This window comes from Streptomyces sp. NPDC048659 (assembly GCF_040650575.1).
GTDB lineage: Bacteria > Actinomycetota > Actinomycetes > Streptomycetales > Streptomycetaceae > Streptomyces.
In genome coordinates, this window is sequence record NZ_JBEZHM010000093.1 from 1 (window position 1) to 19181 (window position 19181).

General features: G+C 72.7%; 17 protein-coding genes and 1 pseudogene. 6 read left to right on the forward strand and 12 right to left on the reverse strand.

The features are described from left to right. Positions 1-234 precede the first annotated feature (234 nt). Positions 235-540: pseudogene (locus AB0C99_RS37240) on the reverse strand (DUF5955 family protein); the annotation flags it as partial. A gap of 159 nt (positions 541-699) precedes the next feature. Here AB0C99_RS37240 and AB0C99_RS37245 point away from each other — a divergent pair. Both AB0C99_RS37245 and aceB read left to right on the forward strand, forming a co-directional pair. Beyond that, positions 700-1329 carry a nucleotidyltransferase family protein gene (locus AB0C99_RS37245; protein WP_362484565.1) on the forward strand — a complete coding sequence of 210 codons (630 nt, stop codon included), beginning with the start codon at positions 700-702 and terminating at the stop codon, positions 1327-1329. Positions 1330-1555: 226 nt separating this feature from the next. Next, entirely contained in the window at positions 1556-3178 is a 1623-nt protein-coding gene (gene aceB, locus AB0C99_RS37250; protein ID WP_362484567.1) for a malate synthase A, read from the forward strand. Between the two features lie 129 nt (positions 3179-3307). Here aceB and AB0C99_RS37255 read toward each other — a convergent pair whose 3' ends face one another. Next, positions 3308-5125, reverse strand: coding sequence for a hypothetical protein (locus AB0C99_RS37255; RefSeq protein WP_362484569.1), 1818 nt, complete (start codon positions 5123-5125; stop codon positions 3308-3310). 39 nt (positions 5126-5164) lie between these two features. Next, the gene (locus tag AB0C99_RS37260) at positions 5165-6139 is read right to left on the reverse strand and encodes a fibronectin type III domain-containing protein (RefSeq protein WP_362484570.1); all 975 of its coding nucleotides are present in this window, start codon (positions 6137-6139) and stop codon (positions 5165-5167) included. Between the two features lie 168 nt (positions 6140-6307). On the opposite strand from AB0C99_RS37260, the gene AB0C99_RS37265 reads away from it, so the two are divergent. Continuing rightward, a complete protein-coding gene (locus tag AB0C99_RS37265; RefSeq protein ID WP_362484572.1) occupies positions 6308-6880 on the forward strand; it encodes a hypothetical protein in 573 nt (190 codons plus the stop codon). Between the two features lie 4 nt (positions 6881-6884). On the opposite strand, the gene AB0C99_RS37270 is transcribed toward AB0C99_RS37265, so the two are convergent. The 9 genes from AB0C99_RS37270 to AB0C99_RS37310 all read right to left on the reverse strand — a co-directional run bounded on the left by AB0C99_RS37270 (position 6885) and on the right by AB0C99_RS37310 (position 15121). Beyond that, positions 6885-7742, reverse strand: coding sequence for an aspartate/glutamate racemase family protein (locus AB0C99_RS37270; protein ID WP_362484574.1), 858 nt, complete (start codon positions 7740-7742; stop codon positions 6885-6887). 62 nt (positions 7743-7804) lie between these two features. Then, on the reverse strand, positions 7805-9154 hold the full coding sequence (locus AB0C99_RS37275) for a nucleobase:cation symporter-2 family protein (RefSeq protein ID WP_362484588.1): 1350 nt from the start codon (positions 9152-9154) through the stop codon (positions 7805-7807). Between the two features lie 406 nt (positions 9155-9560). Beyond that, a complete protein-coding gene (locus AB0C99_RS37280; RefSeq protein ID WP_362484575.1) occupies positions 9561-10949 on the reverse strand; it encodes an 8-oxoguanine deaminase in 1389 nt (462 codons plus the stop codon). A 48-nt stretch (positions 10950-10997) separates the two neighbouring features. Continuing rightward, positions 10998-12401 carry a nucleobase:cation symporter-2 family protein gene (locus AB0C99_RS37285; protein ID WP_362484577.1) on the reverse strand — a complete coding sequence of 468 codons (1404 nt, stop codon included), beginning with the start codon at positions 12399-12401 and terminating at the stop codon, positions 10998-11000. Positions 12402-12470: 69 nt separating this feature from the next. Further along, a complete protein-coding gene (gene pucL / locus AB0C99_RS37290) occupies positions 12471-13394 on the reverse strand; it encodes a factor-independent urate hydroxylase (RefSeq protein ID WP_362484579.1) in 924 nt (307 codons plus the stop codon). A 5-nt stretch (positions 13395-13399) separates the two neighbouring features. Next, positions 13400-13807: a hydroxyisourate hydrolase gene (gene uraH / locus AB0C99_RS37295; protein ID WP_351668034.1), complete on the reverse strand. Its 408-nt coding sequence runs from the start codon at positions 13805-13807 to the stop codon at positions 13400-13402. After that, entirely contained in the window at positions 13804-14322 is a 519-nt protein-coding gene (gene uraD / locus AB0C99_RS37300) for a 2-oxo-4-hydroxy-4-carboxy-5-ureidoimidazoline decarboxylase (protein WP_362484581.1), read from the reverse strand. The genes uraH and uraD overlap by 4 nt, the downstream gene beginning before the upstream one ends. Positions 14323-14477: 155 nt before the next feature. Beyond that, positions 14478-14816 carry a helix-turn-helix domain-containing protein gene (locus tag AB0C99_RS37305; protein WP_329428607.1) on the reverse strand — a complete coding sequence of 113 codons (339 nt, stop codon included), beginning with the start codon at positions 14814-14816 and terminating at the stop codon, positions 14478-14480. A gap of 44 nt (positions 14817-14860) precedes the next feature. Beyond that, positions 14861-15121, reverse strand: coding sequence for a hypothetical protein (locus AB0C99_RS37310; RefSeq protein WP_362484590.1), 261 nt, complete (start codon positions 15119-15121; stop codon positions 14861-14863). 140 nt (positions 15122-15261) lie between these two features. Between AB0C99_RS37310 and AB0C99_RS37315 the strand changes: the two genes are divergently transcribed. From AB0C99_RS37315 to AB0C99_RS37325, 3 genes are all read left to right on the forward strand, one after another. Further along, positions 15262-16113, forward strand: a complete 852-nt coding sequence (locus AB0C99_RS37315) for a TIM barrel protein (protein WP_362484582.1) — start codon at positions 15262-15264, stop codon at positions 16111-16113. 44 nt (positions 16114-16157) lie between these two features. Then, complete coding sequence (locus AB0C99_RS37320; protein ID WP_362484584.1) at positions 16158-17048, forward strand: 2-hydroxy-3-oxopropionate reductase; 891 nt, start codon at positions 16158-16160, stop codon at positions 17046-17048. Between the two features lie 190 nt (positions 17049-17238). Further along, entirely contained in the window at positions 17239-18696 is a 1458-nt protein-coding gene (locus AB0C99_RS37325; protein WP_362484586.1) for a catalase, read from the forward strand. Positions 18697-19181: the final 485 nt, after the last annotated feature.

Here is a 19181-nt window from a genome sequence, read left to right on the forward strand (position 1 = left end):
CGGTGACGACGACGTTGAGCAGCCCGGCCGGCAGGCCCGCCTCCTCCAGGACCTTGGCGACCAGGGTGCCGCCGCAGACCGGGGTGTTCTGGTGCCGGCCGCCGGGTCGGCCGTCGGACCGGCCGCCGGTCCGGACGCCGGGTCGGCTGCGGCGGCTGGGTCGGCTGCCGCAGCCGGGTCCGCCCGGTCCGCCGGGTCCGCCGGAGGTGCCGGGGTCGCGGGCGGCGGCGGTGGCGGTGGCGGGCCGAAGAGGTCGACCGCCTGGCGCAGGCCCGTGAGGGCGACGGCGAGGGCGCTGACCGAGCCGAGCGAGCCGGCCACCAGGAGCAGCGAGCGGCGCAGCCTGCGGACTTCGGGGGCGCCGGTCACCGCCATGGCGTCCAGCGCCGCGAGTTCGTCCTCGGCGATGCCCCGGTCGGCGAAGTCCGTCCGCACCGCGGCCAGTTCGCGCCTCAGCCGGGAGACGGCGGTCCGCAGTCCGTCCACCCTGGGGTCCACGCCCTCGCCGGTCACTCGCCTCTGCCCCACGCTTCGCAACATGGTTCTCCCCCTCGCGCACGTCCCTGTGCCGACCCGTCGGGCGGTGGCCGGGCGCCCGGGGTCGCGGGCCAGTTAACTCCTCCGCGCGCCCGGCGCGCCAGCGGACGGACGTAATTCAGGCGTCCGTGTGATCCGGGCGTGATGCGGTATGCAGTCCTCATGACTGGTGAGACGCGAGAACCGAGTGGTGAGACGGCGGAGCCCCTCGTGGCGGGCCTGCTGCTGGCGGCGGGCGGCGGCCGGCGACTGGGCGGCCGGCCGAAGGCGCTGCTGCCGTACCGGGGCCGCCCGCTCGTGGAGAACGCGGTGCGGGTGCTGCGCGAGGGCGGCTGCGCGGTGGTGCACGTGGTGCTCGGCGCGGCGGCCGGGCGGGTCCGGGAGCTGGCCGAGCTGCCCGGCTGCGTCCTGGTGGACAACCCCGACTGGGCCGAGGGGATGGGCTCCTCGCTGCGCGTCGGGCTGGCCTCCCTGGAGGCGGCGGGCCCGGTGGACGCGGCGCTGGTCTCGCTGGTGGACCAGCCGGGGATCGGCCCGGCGGCGGTGGCCCGGGTCCGCGCCGCGTACCGCTCGCCGGACGCGCTGGCGGCGGCCTCGTACGAGGGGAGGCGCGGGCATCCGGTGCTGTTCGGCGCCGCCCGCTGGGCGGGGATCGCGGCGGGCGCGGTCGGGGACCAGGGGGCCCGGGACTATCTGAAGGCGCACCGGGACGCGATCACGCTCGTGGACTGCTCGGACGTGGCGGAGCCCTACGACATCGACACCGAGGCGGATCTGGTGCACCTGGAGTGAAGGCGGTGGCACCGAGCGCCACGTTGTGTCGACCCGAAGAATCTCGACATCAACAAACCATTGAACTTCCACCATGAGGAAACTAGTATCCACTGTTCAGAAGCGCCTGCTCTTTGAGACGGCGTTCACGGCCGTACCTCGGCGCCTGTGGCACTCCGTGCCGCATCGCGATGCCCGGCGGCCGTCTGGCACCGCCCGTGAAGCCCGCTGAAGGAAGTGACAGTTCATGTCCGCACCAGCGCCGTCCTCCCTGGTCGTCGTCGAAGCCGAGCCCCTGCCGCGCCAGGAGGAGGTGCTCACCGACGCGGCCCTCGCCTTCGTGGCCGAACTGCACCGCCGGTTCACCCCGCGCCGTGACGAACTGCTCGCCCGCCGCGCCGAGCGCCGCGCCGAGATCGCCCGCACCTCCACGCTGGGCTTCCTTCCCGAGACCGCGGCCGTCCGCGCCGACGACTCCTGGAAGGTCGCGCCCGCCCCGGCGGCGCTGAACGACCGGCGCGTCGAGATCACCGGCCCGACCGACCGCAAGATGACGATCAACGCGCTGAACTCGGGCGCCAAGGTCTGGCTCGCGGACTTCGAGGACGCCTCCGCCCCGACCTGGGAGAACGTGGTCCTCGGCCAGGTCAACCTGGTCGACGCGTACACCCGGAACATCGACTTCACCGACGCGCGCTCGGGCAAGTCCTACGCCCTCAGGCCGGCCGACCAGCTCGCCACGGTCGTCATGCGCCCGCGCGGCTGGCACCTGGAGGAGCGTCACCTGACCGTCGACGGGCGCCCGGTGCCCGGCGCGCTGGTCGACTTCGGCCTCTACTTCTTCCACAACGCGCAGCGCCTGATCGACCTCGGCAAGGGCCCGTACTTCTACCTGCCGAAGACCGAGTCGCACCTGGAGGCGCGCCTCTGGAACGAGATCTTCGTCTTCGCCCAGGACTACGTCGGCATCCCGCAGGGCACCGTCCGCGCCACGGTCCTCATCGAGACCATCACGGCCGCGTACGAGATGGAGGAGATCCTCTACGAGCTCCGCGACCACGCCGCCGGACTGAACGCGGGCCGCTGGGACTACCTCTTCTCCATCGTCAAGAACTTCCGTGACGGCGGCGCCAAGTTCGTCCTCCCGGACCGCAACCTGGTCACGATGACGGCCCCGTTCATGCGCGCCTACACCGAACTCCTCGTCCGCACCTGCCACAAGCGCGGCGCGCACGCCATCGGCGGCATGGCGGCCTTCATCCCGTCCCGCCGCGACGCCGAGGTCAACAAGGTCGCGTTCGAGAAGGTCAAGGCCGACAAGGACCGCGAGGCCGGCGACGGCTTCGACGGCTCCTGGGTCGCCCACCCCGACCTGGTCCCGATCGCCATGGCCTCCTTCGACGCGGTGCTCGGCGAGAAGCCGAACCAGAAGGACCGGCTCCGCGAGGACGTGCACGTCGAGGGCCCCGAGCTCATCGACATCGCCTCCCTGGACGCCCACCCGACCTTCGACGGGCTGCGCAACGCGGTCCAGGTCGGCATCCGTTACATCGAGGCGTGGCTGCGCGGCCTGGGCGCCGTCGCCATCTTCAACCTGATGGAGGACGCGGCGACCGCCGAGATCTCCCGCTCGCAGATCTGGCAGTGGATCAACGCCGAGGTCGTCTTCGAGGACGGCCGGCAGGCCACCCCGGAGCTGGCCCGCGAGGTCGCCGCCGAGGAACTCGCCGCGATCCGCGCGGAGATCGGCGACGAGGCGTTCGCGGCCGGCAAGTGGCAGCAGGCGCACGACCTCCTGCTGCGTGTCTCCCTCGACGCCGACTACGCGGACTTCCTCACCCTCCCCGCGTACGAGCAGCTGGTCGGCTGACCGCACAGCGGCCGGACAGCACGCAGGACCAGCGCAGGACCCAGGCTCCGCCCCCACCGCCCCGCGCGGTGGGGGCGGAGCCCTTTTCGCGTATGCGGGGGCCGACGACGGGCCGGCGCCCCGGCCCCCTCAGCGCGGTCCGAGTCCCAGCGGGCCGAGGACCCGGGCGCTCGCGTGCGGGTCCGCCGCCGTCATCGCGGCCAGCAGCGCCGCCGAACCGCCGGGCCAGCGCGCGGCCGCCGCGTCGAAGGCGGTCCGCCGGGACTCCAGCGGCCCCCGCTTGCCGGGCAGCCCGTCGAGGACCGCGAGGGCGCGCGCGGCGGGCGGTACGAGGGCGGGGTCGACGCTCTCGCCCCGGGACCGCAGCGCGGCCTCCGCGCGGACGCCGGTCGCCGGGTCCGCGAGCGCCGCGCGGAGCGCCCCCGCGGGGGCCCGGGACAGGTCGAGGACGCCGAGCAGCGCGCGGACGGCCGCCGCGTCGGGGGTGCCCGCGTCGACCCGGCCGAGGGCGCCGAGCAGCTCCGTCCAGGCCCCTTCGTCCGCGTCGCCCGGGACGGTCTCACGGTCCGTCAGCCAGTCGCGGAGCACCCGTTCGGCGGCGGCCGGGGACCAGCCCGCGGCCGCGGCGACCAGGGTGGCCGCGTCCCAGGCGGCGGTCTCGGCCGCGTCGGGGACGGCGACCCCGCGCACAGCGAGGAGGTAGCGGACGGCGGCGCCGCCGCGCGGGGTGAGGCCGAAGGCGTCGCCGCGCCGGAAGACGAGCCCGGTGCCGGCCAGCCGGTCGACGACGGCGGCGAGTTCGTGGGCGGGCCGGTCGAGCCGCGCGCGGTCGGTGTCGGTGACACCGGGCGAGCCGAGCAGCCGGGCCAGCTCCCCGGCCGTCGGCGTGGTGTACGCGGGCGAGGCGGGCGGCGGTACGCGGACGGGGGCGTCCTCCAGGGCCGGGTCGACCGGCCAGTCCTCGAACTCGGCGGCGCGGCGGGCGACGGACTCGGCGGAGCAGCCGCGCTGGTAGAGGGTGTAGAGGAGGTGGGCGGCCTCGCTCCCGTAGGCGCCCTGTTCGGCGAGGTCCTCGACGGCGGCGGCGAGCAGGTCGGCGTCGGCCTCCGGGTCGGCCACGGCGTCCGGAGCGGGCGCGCCGGGGGTGGCGTGCTCGGGCGGGGGCAGCGGCTCGGCGGGGTCCCCGTAGTAGTCGAGGTGCTCGTCGAGCAGGGCGTCGGCGAGGACGAGGTGGGGGAAGGCGTCGGGGCCGGGGGCGAGGTGGGCGTAGGCGCCCGCGAGGCCCTCGGCGAGCCCGGCGGCGGTCCACCGGTCGAGCAGGGCGGCGGCGACCGTGCCGATCCCCTGGGCCACGTCGTGGTCGGTGAGGACGGGCCCGGTGGCCGGCGGGTGCTCGGCGTCGCGGACGTACGCCCTGGTCAGGGCCTCGGCGAGGAGGACGTCGGCGACGGCGGTGCGGCCCATGAGATCGGCCCGCCGCACCCCGTCGGGGACCGGCGGCGCGTCGAGCCCGGCGAGCCAGGCGCGCACGGCGGCGGGGTCGTCGGGGTCGGTGCCGTCGGCGCGCAGCAGCTGGGCGTACCAGCGGGGCCAGGTGAGGTTGCCGGGGTCCCGCATGGCACGCTCGAAGTCGCCCGCCGCCTCCCCGATCACCTCCTCGACGGCCGGGGCCGCGCCGTCGAAGCGTCCGGCGAGGGCGCGGAGCACGGCGGGATAGGCGGGCAGCTCCTCGGGGCTCGCGCAGACGAACGCGGGCAGGTCCTCCACGAGCAGCCGCCGGACCAGGCCGGGGGTGGGCTCCGGGAGCCCGGTCGCCCGGTCGGCGCCGCGCAGCGCGAGGAGGCTCAGTACGGCTTCGGCGGCCCGGCGGGTGCCGGGGCCGCGGAACTGGGGGCTGGCCTCCAGGAACGCGGCGAGCCCGGTGTTGGTGAGGACGATCTCGGCCACGTACCCAGCGTAGATCCGACGCGGTGACCGTGCGTGCCTTCAGGGGGTCACCACGGTGCGCGGCGCGGAGAAGTCGCCCCAGGTGCCGTCGGGGAGCCGGGCGCGGAGGGTGACGGTGTAGCGGGTGCCGGAGGCGGTGGGGACGGCGAGGGTGTACGTGACGGGGCCGGGCGCGGGCTCGGCGCCCCAGACGATGGTGGTGGCGAAGCGGCCGTTCAGGTAGAGCTGGTGCTCCTTGACGGGGGCGCCGGTGCGGGGCGGGGTCCAGGTGAGAGTGACGCTGCCCCGGCCCGCTCGCGCGGTGACGGCGGTGGGGGCGGTGTTGGGCGGGGCGCCGGGGGCGGGGGCGGTGGTGAGGTCGGCGGGGGCGCTGTCCGGGGAGGAGTTCTCGGCGGCGTCGCGGGCGCGGACGGTGAAGGAGTAGGCGGTGCCGGGGCGCAGGCCGCCGAGACGGGCGGTGGTCTCGGTCCCGGCGACGGTGTGGACGCGGGCGTCGGCCTGGTAGACGTCGTAGGCGGTGACCCGGGTGTCGTCGCGGGCGGGCCGCCAGCTGAGGGCGGCCGCGTCGGGCCCGTCGGGGGTGACGCGCAGGCCGGTGGGGCGGGTGGGGGGCGTGCGGTCCTCGGCGGTGGCGGCGAGGGTGGTGGCGGTGACGGCGGCGCTGTCCGGGGAGAGGTTTCCGGCGGCGTCGCGGGCGCGGACGGTGAAGGTCTGCGGGGTGGCGGGGGCGAGGCCGGTGACGTCGGTCATGAGGGTCTCGGCGGGGAGGTCCTTGACCTTGCGGCCCTGGCGGTAGACGGCGTAGCCGGTGACGGCGCGGTCGTCGGTGGCGGCGCTCCACATGACGTGGACGGTGGTGGCGCTGCCGGAGGCGGCGGTGACCCCGGTGGGCGCGGTCGGGGCGCTGGTGTCCGGGGCGGGGGGCGCGGAGCAGGCGGCGAGACCGAGCAGGGCGGTGGTCACGACCGAGGCCGCGAGGGCGGTCAACGGGCTTGTGGCGAGCGGGCGTTGCACGGGACGCCTCCGTCCTGCCGGACGATCCGGAAAGGTCTGGACCTGTATGCCACAGGGGCGGAGGACCCGGCAAGGGGGCGGGCGAGGGGGTGTACGGCGAGGGGCGTTGTCAGAGGGGTACGCTTCACTGGAATCCGTCACTCTCCGTAGTCGAGATGAGGGGGTCCCGTGACGGACCGTACGACGTATGTGACCGTGGCCGCACTGCGCGGGCGGGGCTGGAGCGAGGCGATGATCGACGGCCTGCTGGGCCAGGCGGACGTGCAGGGCCGCGACCCGAGGCGCTGGTCGCCCGCCCCGGTGCGGCTGTATCTGCTGGCGCGCGTGGAGGCGGTCGAGCGCACCCCCGACTTCCTGCGGGCCGCCTCGGTGGCGGGCCGGGGCTCGGCCGCGGCGGACGCGGGGGCGGAGCGGCGGCGCCGGGCGGTGCTGGCGGCGATCCTGGCCGAGCCCATCGAGGTGCCCCGGCTGCCCGCCGCCGAGCTGGAGCGCCGGGCGGTGCGCCACCGGCACCTGCTGGGGGCGCGCGGCCCGGGCGCCGAGGGCGCGCTGGTCCGCTGGCAGGTCGGCTACCTCCGCCAGGCGCTCGCCCGCTACGAGACGCTCCTCGACGGCCTGTACGGCGACACGGGCCGCGCCGAGGCCGAACGCCTGTTGCGCCGCCGCCTGTACGAGGCGATCGCGGCGGCATACCCGCGCCTGGCCCGCGAGTGCGCGCGGCGGATGGAGCTGGAGCGGTGAGCGGTCAGGGGCGCGGGCCGGCCGGGCTGGCCGGGCTGGCCGGGCTGGCCGGGCTGGCCGGGCTGGCCGGGCTGGCCGGGCTGGCCGGGCTGGCCGGGGGCATCCTCGGCGGGCTCGGCGGGCTCGGCGGGCTCGGCGGGCTCGGCGGGCTCGGCGGGCTCGGCGGGCTCGGCGGGCTCGGCGGTCTCGGTGTCTCGGTCGTCGCCTTGGCGGCCAGCAGCCGGGTGACGCGGCGGCAGGCCGCCGGGATCGGGGCGATGACGGGGACCGGCAGGCGGGTCCGGAGGGCGGCCGCCGCGTCGCCGAGCGGGCCGCCGCCGATGACGACGGCCTCGGCGCCGTCCCGGACGCAGGCGAGGGCGGCGCCCTCCAGCGCGGCGAGCAGCGCCGGCGGGCAGGCGGCGAGCCGTCGGGGGTCGCCCGCCGTGAAGCGGGTGCCGGTGTGGGACGCGGTCAGACCGAGCCGTTCGACGTGGGCGGCGATGGTGTCCGCGAGGCGCGGGGTGGTGGTCGCGATGCCGAAGCGGCGCCCCTCGGCCGCGGCTTCGGCGAGGGCGGACTCCCCGATGCCGACGACGGGCAGGGCCTCCCCCAGGAGCGCCCGCAGGTCCGCGAGTCCCGGGTCGCCGAAGGCGCCGACGACCAGCGCGGCGCAGTCGGCGCCCGCGGCCCCGGCGGGCCCGGTCGCGGCGGCGACGGTGGGCCCGGCGGCGGCGCGCAGGGCGGCGGGGTCGGTGAGCATCGCCGGGCCGTGCGCCGCGGTCACGCCCCGGACCCGCAGGCCGGTGCCCGCGAGCGCGCGCCGGGCGAGGACGGTCATCATCCGCGTGGTCGCGGCGGAGGTGTTGGGGTTGACCAGCACGACCGCCCCGGTCCCCGCGGCGTGCGCGGGGACCGGGGCGGTCGGGGACGGCGGGCGGCGGTTCAGTGGACGTGCGCCGCCTTGGCGGAGCGGGTCCCGGAGATCTCCTCGCCCGGCTCCATGGGCGCGGTCACGGTGTCCTCGTCACGGCGCTTGCCGAGGTGGTTGAAGACCAGGTTGAGCAGGACGGCCGCGACGCAGCCGGTGGAGATGCCGGAGTCGAGGATAATCTTCGCGGTCTCCGGGAAGGCGTGGTAGAACTCCGGCTTCGTGATCGGGATGATGCCGACCGCCAGCGAGACGGCGACGATCAGGACGTTGTTGTCCTTCTCCAGGCCCGCCTTGGCGAGGGTCTGGATGCCGCTCGCGGCGACCGAGCCGAAGAGGACGATGCCCGCACCGCCGAGGACCGGCCGGGGCACGACCGAGATCAGCGAGGCGGCCACCGGCGACAGGCCCATGAGGACCAGGAAGCCGCCGCCGCAGGCGACCACGAAGCGGCTGCGGATCCGGGTCATCGCGACCAGGCCGATGTTCTGCGCGAAGGCGCTGCACATGAAGCCGTTGAAGAGCGGGCTGAGCGCGGAGCCGAGGGTGTCGGCGCGCAGACCGGCCGCGATCGTCTTCTCGTCGGCCGGCCGCTCGACGATCTCGCCGAGCGCCAGCATGTCGGCGGTCGACTCGGTCATCGAGACCAGCATGACCACGCACATGGAGATGATCGCGGCGAGGGCGAACTGCGGGGCGCCGAAGTGGAACGGGTTCGGGAAGCCGACGATGTCCGCCTCGGTCACCGGGGTGAAGTCGGTGACGCCGAAAGGTATCGCGATGAGCGTGCCCACGACGAGGCCGACGAGGACGGCGACCTGCTTGAGGAAACCGCGGGTGAAGCGGCGCAGCAGCAGCACGATGACCAGGGTGATGCCCGCGAGGGACAGGAAGGTGGTCGAACCGTAGTCGGCCGCCTTGGGGTTGGGCCCTTGGGCCCAGCCGAAGGCGACCGGGAGGAGGGAGACGCCGATGAGGGTGATGACGGAGCCGGTGACGACCGGCGGGAAGAACCGGACCAGTCTGGAGAAGAACGGGGCGGCGAGGAAGCCGAGGAGTCCGGCGACGATGATCGCGCCGAAGATCACCGGCAGGGCGTCGGCCTTGTCCTTGGTGGTGTCGACGATGGCGAGCATCGGGGCGACGCCGGCGAAGGTGACGCCGTTGACGAACGGCAGCCGGGCGCCGATCTTCCAGACGCCGAGGGTCTGGAGGAAGGTGGCGAGGCCGGCGGTGAAGAGGCTGGCGCCGGTGAGGAAGGTGAGTTCGGTGCCGGAGAGGCCGACGGCCGCTCCGACGATCAGGGGCGGAGCGACGACTCCGGCGTACATGGCGGCGACGTGCTGGAGGCCGCTGGTAGCCATTTTCAGTGGGGGCAGGACCTCGTCCACCGGGTGGATGTCCCGGTCCTCGGGGGCGGAGCCTGCGTCATGTGCATTGCGAACCTGGGGCGTGGCGGCCACGGCGGTTCCTCCGGTCGGGTACACGTCGGCGGAGACGTGGGTATCAGGGAGGTGGTGCGATGCGGTGCGAAGTGCGGGAGGTGCGGCTCGTCGCGGGGGGGGTGAGGCTGCGCGCCGGCGGAGGGGGTGCGGCGCTGACGGGACGTCCGATGGGGTGTGCCCGGTGCGGGCCGGACCTGGTTCACCGTTCCGGGGGGCGCGTACGACAGGGCGTACGGCGCCCCCCGGTCGGGCTGCCGCGGACCCCGCTCGGGTCCGCGGCGACCGGTCGAGGGCCGTCCCCCTCGACCGGACTCCTTGGGGAGGGTCAGCCCTGGGCCGCGATGCGGGCCAGGCGCTGCGCCTCCGTGCGCGCGTCGCGCGCGATCTCGTCCTCGTCGGCGGTCAGCAGTCGGTTGTTCTCGACGATCTGACGGCCGTTGACGAAGGACGCGGTGACCGGGGCCGCCGCGCCGAAGACGATGGCGGTGACCGGGTCGGCGATCGACGAGTGGCCGAGGCCGTCGATCTTCCAGAGCACGAAGTCGGCCAGCTTGCCGGCCTCCAGCGAGCCGATGCTGTCGGCGCGGCCGAGGACCTGCGCGCCGCCGAAGGTGCCCAGGCGCAGGGCCTGGCGGGCGTTGAGCGCCGACTCGCGGTGCGCGCCCAGGCGGTTGATGAGCAGCGCGTTGCGCAGCTCGGTGTGCAGCTCGCCCGACTCGTTGGAGGCGGTGCCGTCGACGCCGAGGCCGACGGGCACGCCCGCCTTGAGCATGTCGGGTACGCGGGCGATGCCGGCGGCGAGGCGCGCGTTGGAGGAGGGGCAGTGCGCCACACCGGTCTTGGTGCGGGCGAAGGCCGCGATGTCGGAGTCGTTCATGTGGACGCAGTGCGCCATCCACACGTCCTCGCCGAGGAAGCCGGTGGACTCGAAGTAGTCCGTCGGGCCCATGCCGAACAGCTCGTGGCAGAACTTCTCCTCCTCCACGGTCTCCGAGCCGTGGGTGTGCATCCGGACGCCGAGGCGGCGGCCGAGGGCGGCGCCCTCGCGGAGGAGCTCGGTGGAGATGGAGAAGGGGGAGCAGGGGGCGACGGCGACCTGGGTCATCGAGTCGAAGGAGGCGTCGTGGAACTTCTTGACGGTCTCCTCGGTCGCGGCGAGCGCGCCCTCGGTGGTCTCGACGGCGAAGTCCGGCGGCAGGCCGCCGTCCTTCTGGCTGCGGTCCATGGAGCCGCGGGCGAGGGTGAAGCGGACGCCCATGTCGCGGGCGGCGCCGATGATGGCGCCGGACAGGTCGCCGGAGCCCTGCGGGTAGACGTAGTGGTGGTCCATGGCGGTGGTGACGCCGCCGCGGGCCATCATGGCCAGGGATCCCTGGGCGGCGACGCGCACCATCTGCTCGTCGATGCGGGCCCAGGTCGGGTAGAGGGCGACCAGCCAGTTGAAGAGGTTGTGGTCGGTCGCGAGGCCGCGGGTGATCCACTGGTAGAAGTGGTGGTGGGTGTTGACGAGTCCCGGCGTGATCAGGTGGCCGGTGGCGTCGATCCGCCGGACCACGTTCTCCAGGCCCTCGGGGGCCTTGCCGGCTCCGAGGGACTCGATCCTGTTGTCGGCGACGACGAGGTAGCCGGTGGCGTACTCGGTGTCGTTCGCGTCGACGGTCGCGATCGCCGCGTTCTCGATGACGATGCGCTGGGCTGCCGAAGGTGCTGCCATGACGTGGCTTCCTTCATTCCTGGGGGGATGGGCGGGCACGGCAGGACCCTAGGAGGATTTGAGTGCCGGGGCCGCGTGACGGCTCCGGGTGCCGAGATGGTGGAAAAAGAGGTTGAGCAGGACGGCGACGAGCGCGCCCGCGCTGATGCCGGAGCCGAGCACGGTCTGCGCCCAGGCGGGGAATCCGGCGTAGAAGGTGGGAGCGGCGAGCGGGATGATGCCCGCACCGAGCGCGACGGCCACCAGGATGATGTTGGAGCTGTCGTCGAGACCGGCCTCGGACAGGGTCCGGATGCCGCTCACGGCGATGGAGCCGAAGAGGACGATGCCCGCGCCGCCGAGGACCGGCATGGGCACCAGGGAGACCACCGCGCCGAGCACCGGGAAGGCGCCGAGGACCAGCAGGGCGCCGCCGGCCACGGCGACCACGTACCGGCTGCGCACCCGGGTCAGCGAGACGACGCCGACGTTCTGGGCGAAGGCCGAGGTGGGGAAGCCGCCGAAGACGGGGCCGAGCAGGGTGGCGATGCCGTCGGTGCGCAGTCCGCGGGTGATGGTGCGGCCGTCGCTGCGGCGGTCGCAGATCTCGCCGAGGGCGAGCATTCCGGCGCTGGACTCGGTCATCAGGACCAGCATCACGATGCACAGGGAGAGGATCGCGGCGGGCTGGAACTCGGGGGCGCCGAAGGCGAAGGGGGCGGGGAGCGCGGCGATCGGGGCCTCGCGCAGGGCGGTGAAGTCCGCCATGCCGAAGGGGACCGCGGCGAGGGTGCCGATGAAGAGGCCGAGCAGCAGGGCGATCTGCTTGAGGAAGCCCTTGCCGAAGCGCTGGAAGAGCAGGATGACGACGAGGGTGAAGCCGGCCAGGGCCAGGTACTTCATGGAGCCGAAGTCGGCGGCGGTCTTGTCGCCGCCCTGCGCCCAGCCGACCGGCACGGGCATCAGGGTGACCCCGATGAGGGTGATGACGACGCCGGTGACGAGCGGCGGGAAGAAGCGGAGCAGCCGGCCGAAGAAGGGGCCGACGGCGAGGCAGAAGACTCCGGCGACCATGACCGCGCCGTAGATGGCGGGGAGTTGGTGTCCGGGGGCGCTGGTCTCGGCGATGGCGAGCATGGGCGCGATGCCGGCCGAGGAGGCGGCGTTCACGAACGGGAGCCGGTTGCCGGCGAAGCGGCCGATGCCGAGGGTCTGCAGGATGGTCGCGCAGCCGGCGATGAGCAGGCTGGCGGCGATGAGGCGGGTCATTCCGGCGGCGTCCAGGCCGACCGCCTGACCGATGATGAGCGGAGGGGTGACGACGCCCGCGTACATGGCGGCGATGTGCTGGAGTGCCGCGGGGACGAGCCGCGAGGCGGGGAGTTTCTCGTCCACCGGGTGGCAGTCGGCCGGGGTGGACGGGGTGGAACACGGGCCTTCGGCGGTTGCCGGCCCCTTTGCAGGCTGTGCCATGGAAGTTCCCTCCGGTGTGCGTGCCCCCGCCCGACTGCGGGGCGGGCGGGGGCACGCACTCGGTGCCGCTTAGAGGTTGGTCATGTCGACCGGGATCTGCGCCGTGGCGCCGTCGCGCAGGATCGTGGCCTCGATGAGGCCGTACATGCGGTCGGCCGCGTAGTAGACCTCGTTGTCGTTCTTCAGGCCGAAGGGCTCGAGGTCGACGAGGAAGTGGTGCTTGTTCGGGAGCGAGAAGCGGACCTCGTCGATCTCCGAACGGTGGTTGATGATCCGCGTGGCCATCTGGTACAGCGTCTGCTGCAGGGAGTACGAGTACGTCTCCGAGAAGGCTTCGAGCATGTGCTTCTTGGTCTGCTCGTAGGACCGCTCCCAGTTGGGCATCCGCTGCTCGTCGTCGGTCCAGTTGAACCGCCAGCGGCCGGAGACCTGCGTGGCCAGGATGCGGTCGTACGCCTCCTGGAGGGTCGTGTACTTGTCCTTGATGTAGCCCCAGAACTCCGAGTTGGTGGAGTTCATGACGACGAGGTCCTTGAGGCCGGAGATGACCTCCCAGTTCTTGCCGTCGTAGGTGATCTGGGTGACGCGGGTCTCCTGGCCCTTACGGACGAAGGAGTGGTTGACCTCGTCCGCGCCGATGAACTTGGAGTTGGCGTCCGAGCCGGCGATCCGCTCCCAGGAGTACTCCTCGATCTGGATGCGGGCGCGGTGGATCGGCTCCTGGCTGGTCACGAAGTGACGGGCCAGGTGGATGCCGAACTGCTCGGCGGACTCGATGCCGTACTCCTTGGCGAACGCGAAGACGGTGTTCTTCGTCGTGTCGGTGGGGAGGCAGTGGGCGTTCGAGCCGGTGAGGTGGACGTCGTCGAGGTCGCCGGAGAGGGCGACGGAGACGTTCAGGTCCTTGATGTGGTGGGTCGCGCCGTCCCGCGTGATCTTGACGACGCGGTTCTCTGCTTTGCCGTACTGGTTCTGGCCGAGAATCGTGGGCATGTCTGCTAGCTCCCTCGGTAAACGGAGTAGCCGAACGGGTTGAGCAGCAGCGGTACGTGGTAGTGCTCGCCCGGGACGACGGCGAACGTGATCGCCACCTCCGGGAAGAACGCTCCGGTCGTGCCGCTGTCCCGATTCGCGGGGGCGTCCTGCTGCGCCTCGGCTTGCTTGTTCTGCTTGCTCAGGAAGTACGCCTCGGTCTGGAAGTCGAGCCGTACGTGGGTCGTGCCCTCCGGCAGGGCCGGGAGGTCCTTGCAGCGCCCGTCCGCGTCGGTGGCGGAGCCGCCCAGGGCGGTCCACTCCGCGTCGGAGCCGGCGCGGGCCGCGAGCGTGATGGCCACGCCCTCGGCCGGGCGGCCGACGCTGGTGTCCAGGATGTGGGTGGACACCGATGCGGTGGTGTCGGTGCTCATGCGTTCTCTTCCTCGTTCTCGACGAGACGGGTCAGGCGGATGCGGTTGATCTTGCCCAGTTCGGTGCGGACGATCTCCCGCTCCCGCTCGGGCGAGTTCTCGATCCGTTCGCGGATCGCGTCGCGCATCTGCTCGCCGGTCCGGCCGGTGGCGCAGATGAGGAAGACATGACCGAACTTGTCCTGGTAGGCCAGGTTGAGTTCGAGCATCTCGGCCTTGAGCTCCGCGGAGGCGCCGGCCATCCCGCTCTGCTCGCGGGAGGAGGTCGGGTCCCCTGCCTTCGGACGACCGATCGGCGGGTGGCCCGCCATCGCGTCGGCCAGGTCCTCGGTGCCCAGCTCCGCCGTGGCGGCGTCACTGGCGAGGAAGAGGGCTTCTGCGGTGGCGTACGGGCGCTGGGCGAGCAGCTTGCTCCCCCACGCCGAACTGGAACACACCTCGTGGAGTGCGGCGACGGCGTCGCCGTCCGCCGAGGTGTTGAACCGGGTCAGACCCGGTGTCGTACCTGAAGTCACGGGAAGCCTCCGTGGCTGTTTTTCGCTGTGCGTCGGACGGGCTGCGGATAGCTAACGCCCTCCGCAACATCACGTCAACACTTTGTTGAAAACTCGGCCACACAAAAGCCGCCGTCCCGACATCTGGACGACGGCTCATGGCCACTCATGATCAACTACCCGCTCTTGGGGGCCTTTTCCCTGTTCAGGGCGGTCTCCCTGTTCAGGTAGTTGTACACCGTGAAGCGGCTGACACCTAGGGCCCCCGCCACCGTCTCCACTCCGTGACGGACCGAGAAGGCGCCCCGCGCCTCCAGGATCCGCACGACCTCCTGCTTGCTCTTGCGGTCGAGCTCGGCCAGCGGCATCCCGTGCCGGCGCTCCATCGCGGCCAGAATGTGATCGAGCGATTCGGACAGCTGCGGCAGCCGCACCGCGAGCACGTCCTCCCCCTCCCAGGCGAGGACCACGTCGTCGACTCCGGCCTGCTCCGGCACCAGCAGCTCGGCGCCCATCGCGTCGACCAGCGGCTTCACGGCCGCCACCAGGGGGTGCTCGCTCACTTCTCCCCCTCCTCGGCGTCACCGATCACGTTCACCTGGAGCGAGACCCGGGTCGCCCCGGCCGCCAGGGACCGCCGCAGCAGCGCGTCCACCGCGGTGAGCACCGCGTCGGCACCGCCTTCCGCCGTATTGCCGAAGGGCCCCACATCCACCGCGTCCAGCTCGGCCGACTGGATGACCTCTCGGGCCACGACCGCGTGCGCCGGCGCCTCGTCGAGGTCGAACGGCTCGGTCGTGAACTCCACTCTCAAACGCACCATGCCCCCACGCTACGGCCCGGCCGCGCCCCACGGCAGCCCCGGACCTGCGGGGACCTCTTGACAAGTCGGCCGCTCCGCTTGCAACATTCCGTCAGACAGAAAGTTACTTCCGCAATACGGAAGGAGCGCCGCCCCTCATGGCCCGCTTCTCAGACGGCGCAGTCACGGACCAGCGCTTCGATGTGAACCTGTCGATCCTCTTCACGGAACTCCCGCTCCTGGAGCGCCCCGCGGCCGCCGCCGCGGCCGGCTTCACCGCGGTCGAGCTGTGGTGGCCCTGGATCGACACCGCCACCCCCGAGCAGAGCGAGCTCGACGCCCTCAAGAAGGCTCTTGAGGACGCCGGCACCCAGCTGGTGGGCCTGAACTTCTACGCCGGCCGGCTCCCCGGCCCGGACCGCGGCGCGGTCTCGGTGCCCGGCGAGGAGTCGGACCGCTTCCGGGCCAACATCGACGTCGCCGCGGACTTCGCGGCCTCGGTCGGCTGCAAGGCGCTCAACGCGCTCTACGGCAACCGCGTCGAGGGCGTGGACCCGGCCGTCCAGGACGAGCTCGCCCTGGAGAACCTGGTGCTGGCCGCCCGCGCGGCCGACCGGGTCGGCGCGATCCTGCTGATCGAGACCCTCAACAAGCCGGAGTCGCCGCTCTACCCGCTGGTGAGCGCCCCCGCCGGTGTCGAGATCGTGGACAAGGTGAACGCGGCCACCGGCCTCGGCAACGCCAAGTTCCTCCTCGACATCTACCACCTGGCCATGAACGGCGAGGACGTCAGCCAGGTCATCGCCGCGTACGCGGACAAGACCGGTCACGTCCAGATCGCCGACAAGCCGGGCCGCGGCGCCCCGTTCACCGGCGAGCTCCCCCTGGAGCAGCTCCTCGGCGAGCTGCGGAAGGCCGGTTACGACGGCTGGGTCGGCCTGGAGTACAAGGCCGCCGATGCCGCCGCGTCCTTCGAATGGCTCGCCCCCGAGGCTCGCCCCGCCCGCTGACGCAGGCCCCCTCCCCGTACCACCTTGTTTTGAGAGGCACCCTCATGAGCACTCTTCCGAAGGTCGCATGGATCGGTCTCGGCATCATGGGCTCCCCCATGTCCGAGAACCTGATCAAGGCCGGTTACCCGGTCACCGGCTTCACCCTGGAGCAGGACAAGCTGGACCGCCTCGCCGCGGCCGGCGGCACCGTCGCCGGCTCGATCGCCGAGGCCGTCGCGGACGCGGACGTCATCATCACGATGGTGCCCGCCTCCCCGCAGGTCGAGGCCATCTCCTACGGCCCCGCGGGCATCCTGGAGAACGCCAAGCCGGGCGCGCTGATCGTCGACATGTCGTCGATCACCCCGCAGACCTCGGTCGACCTGGCGAAGAACGCCAAGGAGAAGGGCATCCGCGTCATCGACGCCCCCGTCTCCGGCGGCGAGGCCGGCGCCATCGAGGCCGTGCTCTCGATCATGGTCGGCGGCGAGCAGGCCGACTTCGACGAGGCGCTCCCCATCCTGGAGGCCCTCGGCAAGGTCATCGTGCTGTGCGGTCCGCACGGCTCGGGCCAGACAGTGAAGGCCGCCAACCAGCTCATCGTCGCCGTGAACATCCAGGCGTGCGCCGAGGCCGTGGTCTTCCTGGAGAAGTCCGGCGTGAACCTCCAGGCCGCCCTGGACGTCCTCAACGGCGGCCTGGCCGGCTCCACGGTCCTGACCCGCAAGAAGGACAACTTCCTGAACCGGGACTTCAAGCCCGGCTTCCGGATCGACCTGCACCACAAGGACATGGGCATCGTCACCGACGCCGCCCGCAACGTCGGTGCGGCCCTCCCGGTCGGCGCCGTGGTCGCCCAGCTGGTCGCGTCGCTGCGCGCCCAGGGCGACGGCGGCCTGGACCACTCGGCCCTGCTGCGCGCCGTCGAGCGCCTCTCCGGCCAGCAGGTCTGACCCGCCCCCCGTGCTGACGGGGCCCTGATTTCCGGGCGGCGGCGGCGCTGACACCTGTCCTGTCGCGCCCAGGCGTCGCCGCCGTCCGGAACACCACACTTCATTTTCAACAAACTGTTGACGCTGCTCAAGGGGCGTACATACGCTCCAGAGCACTCCCAGCAGTGCAGCTCCCGTACGGAAGGTCACGATGTCGAAGCGCGTGCTTACGACCGAGTCCGGCGCCCCTGTCGCCGACAACCAGAACTCCGCCACCGCCGGCGTCGGTGGCCCCATCCTGCTCCAGGACCAGCACCTGCTGGAGAAGCTCGCGCGCTTCAACCGTGAGCGCATCCCGGAGCGCGTGGTCCACGCCCGCGGCTCCGGCGCGTACGGCTACTTCGAGGTGACCGACGACGTCACCGCGTACACCAAGGCGGACTTCCTCTCCGAGGTCGGCAAGAAGACCGAGACCTTCCTGCGCTTCTCCACCGTGGCCGACTCGCTCGGCGGCGCGGACGCGGTCCGCGACCCGCGCGGCTTCGCGCTGAAGTTCTACACCGAAGAGGGCAACTACGACCTCGTCGGCAACAACACCCCGGTGTTCTTCATCAAGGACCCGATCAAGTTCCCCGACTTCATCCACTCCCAGAAGCGCGACCCCTTCACGGGCAAGCAGGAGCCGGACAACGTCTGGGACTTCTGGGCGCACGCCCCCGAGGCGACCCACCAGGTGACCTGGCTCATGGGCGACCGCGGCATCCCCGCCTCGTACCGCCACATGAACGGCTACGGCTCGCACACCTACCAGTGGACCAACGAGGCGGGCGAGGCGTTCTTCGTCAAGTACCACTTCAAGACGAACCAGGGCATCCGCTCCCTCTCCGCCGAGCAGGCCGCCGAGCTCGTCGGCAAGGACGCCAACTCGCACCAGACCGACCTGCTGCAGTCGATCGAGCGCGGCGTGAGCCCCTCCTGGACCCTCTACGTCCAGGTGATGCCGGCCGCCGAGGCCGCCGACTACCGCTTCAACCCCTTCGACCTCACCAAGGTGTGGCCGCACAGCGACTACCCGCTGCAGCGCGTGGGCCGCCTGGTCCTCGACCGCAACCCGGACAACGTCTTCGCCGAGGTCGAGCAGTCCGCCTTCTCCCCGAACAACTTCGTTCCGGGCATCGGCCCCTCGCCCGACAAGATGCTCCAGGGCCGGCTCTTCGCCTACGCGGACGCCCACCGCTACCGCCTCGGCGTCAACCACACCCAGCTCCCGGTGAACGCCCCCAAGGCCGCCACCGTGGACAACTACGGCCGCGACGGCCTGATGGCCACCCGCAACGGCTCGCGCCACGACAAGAACTACGAGCCCAACTCGTACTCGGGTCCCGCGCAGACCGACGCCGCGCTCTCCGCGCCGCTCGCCATCCACGGCTGGACCGGCACCCACGCCGCCCCGCAGCACGCCAAGGACGACGACTTCTTCCAGGCCGGCGAGCTCTACCGGCTGATGTCCGAGGAGGAGAAGAAGCGCCTCGTCGCCAACATCGCCGGCGGCCTCTCCCAGGTCTCCCGCGAGGACGTCATCGAGAAGAACCTCGCCCACTTCGCCGCCGCCGACGCCGACTACGGCAAGCGCGTCGAGGAGGCCGTCCGCGCCCTGCGCGAGGACTGATCCTCCGAACACCCAGACCGCGTACGGTGCCTGACGGGAGGTCAGCACCGTACGCCGTCCGGAAGCCCGGCCCGGATGAGGGGTGGCCGGTGGACCGGACAGCGTGAGGACCGCGGCGGCGCCGAGCCAGTGCGGTGGTAAGGACGCCCGGCCCCCTTCTTGACCTGAAGGGAGGGGACCAGCCGAGGCGCCCGTCGGCACCGCCGCGGTCCCAACGCCCCTCCCCCGAGCGCTCCTCCGGGAGCCCCGGGGAGGACATCACAGACTCCGCCCGGCGGCGCGAACGTCCTGTCGCGCCAGCCTCGCACCGTCGGGCGGGCATCACGTGCGCGGTGCGGTTTACGGTCCCGCACCGCGCGCATCGAGGCCGGGGCCTGACCCACGCACAGGGGTCAGCCGCGATCTCCTCCAAGTCCGCCGACCCGACGGGCCCGGCCTCGGTCGCGACGACCCAGCGCCTCTACAACCTGACGCCGGGCGCCAGC